The sequence below is a fragment of the Comamonas sp. GCA5 genome (assembly GCF_036541385.1).
Classification (GTDB): Bacteria; Pseudomonadota; Gammaproteobacteria; order Burkholderiales; family Burkholderiaceae_C; genus Comamonas; species Comamonas aquatica.
In genome coordinates this window covers 21,097-27,096 of the sequence record NZ_JAZHFR010000047.1, presented here as the reverse complement: position 1 = coordinate 27,096, position 6,000 = coordinate 21,097, and the positions used below count along the sequence as shown (strand labels likewise).

The following is a 6,000-nucleotide window of genomic DNA, read 5'->3' as shown; positions in this document are numbered from 1 at the left end:
ATCGCAGATTGGATCGGCTTTTATAACCACCGGCGCCCTCATCAGGCGCTGGGCATGAAGACCCCCGCTGAGGCTTATGCTTTAGCAGCCTGACCTGTGCAGAAACCGCTGGGTCAATACAATGCCGCGGGCGTACAGGGAGATGATTTTGTCGTCAAAGCCGGCCCAGCGGGTCTGGTGCTTGGGGATCAGTTGGGGTTCGAAGGTGCCCTTGCGGTCGCGCGGCACCTCGATGGGCAGTTCGCCGAACTCGCCCTTGAGCGTCTTCCTGCTCTTGCCGTTGCGAGTGTTGCCGCCGGTGTTGACCACCGGTTCGTGTCGGTCGTGGCCGAGGTGCTCGGTCAGTTCGGCGTCCAGCGTCTTTTCTACCAGCAGCTTGGTCAGCTGCTCGAGCAGGCCGTTCTCGCCGATCAGGTCTTCAGGTTTCTTGTAATCAGCCAGCAGTTTCGCCAGCAGTTCTTCAGGGACTTCGTGTTTCTTGGCTGTCATTGTGCTTACGGACATGCAGACTTGCACCTGCGGTGGATTGTCCGTTTACACAAAATTCTGCACACCCTCCCTCTCGGCCATGCAGCAACGGACGCTTGTTTTTAAGCAGCCAATCGTCCGGGACCCGACAGGTAGTAAAGCTGATAACCGAGCGGGGTGTGACAGTTGCGCAAGCTGTGTATCAACAGCCCGCCGCAACTGGCTTAAGGTCGAGGTTTTGAGAAGCGCTCAATAGATATGTTGCCATTACTGCTTGGCACAGAATTTCGCCCAATCCTCCATCATTGAGCGACGTCGCTCTAGTGCATCAGAGCGTCTGTATGCGGCTTCGACCTTGCTCTCTAATGTATGTGCTAAGGCCGCCTCAGCAAGATCAGACGGATACGAAGTGCAGTCACCTACCCAATCGCGGAAGGTAGATCTAAAGCCGTGCGGGACTGCTGCCACATCCATACGGCGCATCACTGCCAAGAGCGTCATATCGGATAGGGGTTGCCCCTTGGTGCCGGGGAAAAGCAAATTGCTACCTTCGACCCTTGGTAACGCCCTCAGCAACTCCAGTGCGGCACTAGACAACGCAATACGGTGCTCCTTGCCTGCTTTCATACGCTCAGCGGGAATAGTCCAGATCCCCTTATCAAGATCTACCTCATTCCACTTGGCTCCACGTACCTCACCAGATCGAGTGCATGTGAGAATGAGAAGCGTTAGAGCTTTTACAGCCATCCCCTGACGAAGTTTGAGCTTGCTCACAAAATCCGCTATTTCTCCATACGGAATGCTTTTGTGATGTTCTACCTTCTGGATCTTTCTAGGAGCCGCCAGCACCTTATCCAGATGCCCTTTCCACCTTGCAACGTTTTCCTTTTTTCTGTACTTGCGTACTTGAGCCCAATCGAGAACTGTCTCGATACGGCCACGCACACGTACGGCAGTCTCTGTTTTGCTATGCCAAATTGGTTCTAAGCAAGCCAAGACATGAGGAAGCTCAATCTCATCGACGCCCAATTTCCCGATGAAGGGGTAGACGTAGCTTTGCAAGGTATTGCGCCACTGCTGTCGGTGCTTGGGGTTCTTCCATTCTTTTTCCTTGTCTTCAAGAAATGCTTCGGCACAACTCTCAAAAGTACGCACAAAGGTTTTCTCGATCAGCAAAGCTTTGCGTGCACGCATAGACCCGACTGGAGCCTCGCCTGCATTAATCTGCCCACGCATGTCCCGAGCCCTCTCGCGAGCATCTGCTAATGAAACTTCTGGATAGGCTCCCAAGCCGTAATCACGTCGTTTGTCGCCAACTTGCACTCTAAGCACCCAACCACGATGTCCCTCCCCAGTGACACGCAGGTGCAATCCTGGAACACCTCCAACGGGATGGCGTCCCTCCGTCTTGATGGCTGCGACAGCTCGATCCGATAGTTGCTTAGCGATACGTGGCATACATGTACTGGCCTGAAGTCCTGTCCCACATACTGCCCACATAAAACATGGGCCGTTAGCGATTCACCACGAACTTCGATGAACAATGAATCAGATATTTATCTTTTATAATCAAAACCTTATCAGATCATACTGAACTTCAATGAACGTAGCAATGGCGGACGCCCCTTCCGCCAATTTAAAAGGTCTTGAGCAATCAAGGCCTTTTTTATTGCCCTTGCGCGACCCACCTTGCATAAAAAACGCCCGGAACATCCGGGCGTTGTGCATGGTGCGCCGCGCGGCTCAGAAGCCCAGGGAGTGCGGCAGCCACACCGACAGGGCAGGCACAAAGGTCAGCAGCAGCAGCACGATGAGTTGCGCCACCAGGAAAATCGGCAGCTCGCGGTTGAGTTCGGACAACGAGGTTTTCGTCGCCACACAGGTCACGAACAGCAAGCCCCCGACCGGCGGTGTAATCATACCCAGCGTCAGGTTGACCACCACCACCATGGCGAACTGGATGGGATCGATGCCCAGGGCGTTCGCAATCGGCGCCAGGATGGGCACCAGAATCATGATCCCAGGCAGGGGTTCCATGAAGATGCCAAAGATCAGCAACAGCACGTTCACCGCCAGCAGGAACATGATGGGCGACAGCTCCCAGCTGATGATCAGCTCGGACAAGTACTGGGGCACGCCCTCCACCGTCAGAATCCAAGCGAACGGCTGGGAGGCCGCCATCACCAGCAACACCGACGCCGTCAGCAACGCCGAACGCGAGGTGATGGCAGGGATCGCACTCCAGTGCAGCGTGCGGTAGATCCACTTACCGCAGATGAAGGCGTACACCACTGCCACGACCGAGGCCTCGGTGGGGGTGAACACCCCGAAGCGGATACCAATGATGATCAAGGCCACCAGCAGCAGCACGGGGATGGCCTTGATGGTGTTGAGCAGCATATCCTTGCCGGACGGACGTGCTTCGGTGGAACGGTAGCCGCGCTGCCGGCTCACCCACCAATTCACCGCACACAGTGCTGCGGCAATCAGCAGGCCCGGCACAAAACCCGCGATAAACAGCGCGCCCACCGAGACGTTCTCATCCTGCAAAGAGTAGATGATCATGCTGATCGACGGTGGAATGATGGGACCGATGATGGCCGAATTGGCCGTCAACGCGGCCGCATACGGACGGTCATAGCCGGCTTTGGTCATCATCTTGGTCATCATGGCGCCAGGCCCGGCTGCATCGGCCAGGGCCGAGCCCGAGATCCCTGCAAACAGCACCGACGACCCCACGTTGGCATAGCCCAGGCCACCACGCAGGTGCCCCACGAACTGCGCGGCAAAACGCAGCAGCACCTGGGTCAGCGCGCCGCCCGACATCAGCTCGGCCGCAAAGATGAAGAACGGCACGGCCATCAGCGGAAAGCTGTCGATGCCGGTGAACATTTCCTTGAACACCACCAGTTGGGGGTACTTGCCCCCCACAAACACGGCGATGGCGGAAGCGATGGCCAAGGCAAAGGCCACCGGAAAGCCCAGCACCATCAACAGCACCAGGCCCACAATCAAAGTCAAAGTCATTTTTTTGAATCCCTGTCCCGGCCTGGCTTACAGCGAGCCTGCGGCTTCGCCATCGATCTCTTCGGAGCGCGCGTAGTCGCCATCCAGCACATAACGCCGGGCAATCATCAGCAGGTGCACCAGCATCAGCACGAAGCCCACCGGCATCGCGGCGTAGATGAAGGAGATCGGAATGTCCGTGGCAGCCGTGCTCTGGAAACGCGTGCGCCAGACATAGTCGCTGGAGGCCACCGCCATGAAGATGAAGAAGGCCGACAAGCCCAGCAGCACCACTGAGCGCATCATGCGCGCCATGCGCGTGCTCACGGCGCGGTGCAGGTTGTCGATGGCGACATGGCCACCAAAGCGCAGGGCCAGGCCGGCGCCCAGGAAGGCCACCCAGATCATCATGTGGCGGGCCACTTCTTCGGCCCAGATGATGGAGTCGCCCGTGGTGTAGCGCAGCACCACGTTGGTGAAGATGATGCCGGCCATGGCCAGCAGCAGCACGATCAAAATCCAGCGGTTGGCGGCCACCAGCCACCGTTCAATGCAATTCAGCATACGTCGATAGAGCGTGGGGTGCGGGCCACCGCCCCACCCTGCACGCGGCTCTTTCTCGAAAAGAGTGCAGACACCCCGGGCATGCAAGGACTTCATTGCCCGGGCACCCAAACACGGTCTTGCGCCATCCGCCCGAAGGCAAAAAGCCTGCGCGGCCCTGGGGCTCACGCAGGCACTCCGATGCCAGGTCTGGCGTCGCGCAAGCCGTGCTGGCTTACTTCACGTTGGCAATCGCATCCAGCGTCTGTTGGCCGAACTTCTTCGCGTACTGCTTGTACGCGGGCTCCAGGGCCGTGCGGAAGGCCGCCGTGTCGACCTTCTCGACCACCTGCATGCCATGGCTCTTGGCCATTTCCACGCCCTTGGTTTCCACGTCGTCCACGAAGGCACGCGACGCTACGCCACCGGCCTTGGCACCTTCGGTGAAGGCGGCCTTTTGCGCGTCGGTCAGGCTGCCCCAGAAGGTGGGCGACAGGATCAGCACCATGGGCGCATACACGTGGGCCGTCAGCGACAGGTGCTTTTGCACTTCCCACAGCTTGGAGGAGGTCAGCACGGAAATGGGATTTTCCTGGCCGTCGATGGTGCCCTGCTGCAGGGCGCTGATCACTTCAGGCCAGGACATAGGGGTGGGCGACGCACCCAGGGTGCGGAAGGCCGTGATGTGCACAGGGTTCTCGGTCACACGGATCTTCAGGCCCTTCATATCGGGCACGCCCTTGACCGCCACCTTGTTGTTGGTCAGGTGGCGAAAGCCCTGCTCCCCCCAGGCCAGTGCCACCAGGCCACGCTGCTTGAACTTGCCCAGCAGGTCCTGGCCAAACTTGCCGTCCAGCACGGCACGGGCGTGCTTGGTGTCACGGAACAGGAAGGGAATATCCACGATACCGACATCGCCCACAAAGTTGCTTAGCGCACCGGTGGAGACAATTGCGGCTTCCACCGTACCCAGTTGCAGGCCTTCGATCAACTCGCGCTCACCGCCCAGCGCGCTGGAAGGAAACTGCTTGATGGCAAAGGCGCCACCGGTGGCCTTTTCCACGGATTCCGTCCAGGCCTTGGCCGCAGCACCGTAGTGCGAATTCACGGCCAGCGCATAGCCCATCTTCACTTCTTTGGGGGCGGCCACTGCGGTGCCTGCTGCGGTCGCCAGCGCAGCGGTGGCGCAGGCGGCAATAAAAGTACGGCGAATCATGACCATGGGAGTCCTTGTTGTCGGTAGTAATCGGTGGAGCCAGGGGCTGCAGCTACGCCATCTGCAAAACAGAACGCGCGCGGCAGGCCGCAGCAATGTGACACACATTTTAAAAATATTGGCCCGCACCAAGATTAGGCGCAAACCCTGGAAATTCGCCACAAATCATCAACAAAAACAGGCACTTGCACGCACCAAAACAGTGATTTTGGCCACCTAAGTAGAAGTACGCACATAGCCAAACACGAAGGCTGGTACCCGCTGGGTGTGCACAAAGCCCACCCGATCGCACCACAAATAGTTACACAGTGTTTCCAGCGTCTACAATGATTCGGGCTAACCCTAGTTTTTCAGACATTCACCATGGCCGCACGCAAACCCGCTGCTTCCAGCAGCAACGACTCCCAACTGGCTTCCTTTCTGATGCTGAGCGTCGCGATCCTGGTCGGCGCACTGGTGCTCGGCGGCTACTGGATGCAGCAGCAGCGTGCCGACCAGGCCGAGCTGCGCCAGCAGACAGCCGTGTACGAAACCTACCTGTACAACACGCGCAACACCCCGGCGCCCGCGCCGGAGGCCCCATCGCGCGCAGCCCAGGCCCAGCAAGTGCGCCAGTACCTGCTGGACCATCCGGCCGTCACCCCCGGCCCCGGCTTCAACCGCCCTGGCGTGCAAAGCACGGGCAAGACCATCGTCGACGCCATCGACAGCGCAAAGGCCCCGTAAACACACTAAAAAAGAAGAGCTGCCAGCGCTTATGCTTGCTG

At 58.6% G+C, this 6,000-nt stretch carries 6 protein-coding genes and 1 pseudogene; 2 read left to right on the top strand and 5 right to left on the bottom strand.

Translation table 11 applies throughout. The annotated features are described in order from the left end of the window. Nucleotides 1-93 carry an integrase core domain-containing protein gene (locus SJH88_RS12070; protein ID WP_274754630.1) on the top strand — a complete coding sequence of 31 codons (93 nt, stop codon included), beginning with the start codon at nucleotides 1-3 and terminating at the stop codon, nucleotides 91-93. 3 nt (nucleotides 94-96) lie between these two features. On the opposite strand, the pseudogene SJH88_RS12065 reads toward SJH88_RS12070, so the two are convergent. The 5 genes and pseudogenes from SJH88_RS12065 to SJH88_RS12045 form a co-directional block, all read right to left on the bottom strand. Further along, nucleotides 97-489 (bottom strand): annotated as a pseudogene (locus SJH88_RS12065) (transposase); the annotation flags it as partial. A gap of 246 nt (nucleotides 490-735) precedes the next feature. Then, on the bottom strand, nucleotides 736-1,926 hold the full coding sequence (locus SJH88_RS12060; RefSeq protein WP_274754628.1) for a tyrosine-type recombinase/integrase: 1,191 nt from the start codon (nucleotides 1,924-1,926) through the stop codon (nucleotides 736-738). A 285-nt stretch (nucleotides 1,927-2,211) separates the two neighbouring features. Next, complete coding sequence (locus SJH88_RS12055; protein WP_045266966.1) at nucleotides 2,212-3,495, bottom strand: TRAP transporter large permease; 1,284 nt, start codon at nucleotides 3,493-3,495, stop codon at nucleotides 2,212-2,214. 27 nt (nucleotides 3,496-3,522) lie between these two features. Then, nucleotides 3,523-4,038, bottom strand: coding sequence for a TRAP transporter small permease (locus SJH88_RS12050; RefSeq protein ID WP_274754627.1), 516 nt, complete (start codon nucleotides 4,036-4,038; stop codon nucleotides 3,523-3,525). Between the two features lie 214 nt (nucleotides 4,039-4,252). After that, nucleotides 4,253-5,239 (bottom strand): TRAP transporter substrate-binding protein, encoded by a 987-nt coding sequence (locus tag SJH88_RS12045; RefSeq protein ID WP_042412828.1) that lies wholly within the window; start codon nucleotides 5,237-5,239, stop codon nucleotides 4,253-4,255. A 357-nt stretch (nucleotides 5,240-5,596) separates the two neighbouring features. Here SJH88_RS12045 and SJH88_RS12040 point away from each other — a divergent pair, with 357 nt between their 5' ends. Further along, the gene (locus SJH88_RS12040; RefSeq protein WP_274754626.1) at nucleotides 5,597-5,959 is read left to right on the top strand and encodes a hypothetical protein; all 363 of its coding nucleotides are present in this window, start codon (nucleotides 5,597-5,599) and stop codon (nucleotides 5,957-5,959) included. Nucleotides 5,960-6,000 lie beyond the last annotated feature (41 nt).

What these genes read in the sequence shown, in the direction of transcription:
- SJH88_RS12060 (WP_274754628.1), bottom strand. Translation starts at nt 1,926, where the DNA reads ATGCCACGTATCGCTAAGCAACTATCGGATCGAGCTGTCGCAGCCATC.
- SJH88_RS12055 (WP_045266966.1), bottom strand. Translation starts at nt 3,495, where the DNA reads ATGACTTTGACTTTGATTGTGGGCCTGGTGCTGTTGATGGTGCTGGGC.
- SJH88_RS12050 (WP_274754627.1), bottom strand. Translation starts at nt 4,038, where the DNA reads ATGCTGAATTGCATTGAACGGTGGCTGGTGGCCGCCAACCGCTGGATT.
- SJH88_RS12045 (WP_042412828.1), bottom strand. Translation starts at nt 5,239, where the DNA reads ATGGTCATGATTCGCCGTACTTTTATTGCCGCCTGCGCCACCGCTGCG.
- SJH88_RS12040 (WP_274754626.1), top strand. Translation starts at nt 5,597, where the DNA reads ATGGCCGCACGCAAACCCGCTGCTTCCAGCAGCAACGACTCCCAACTG.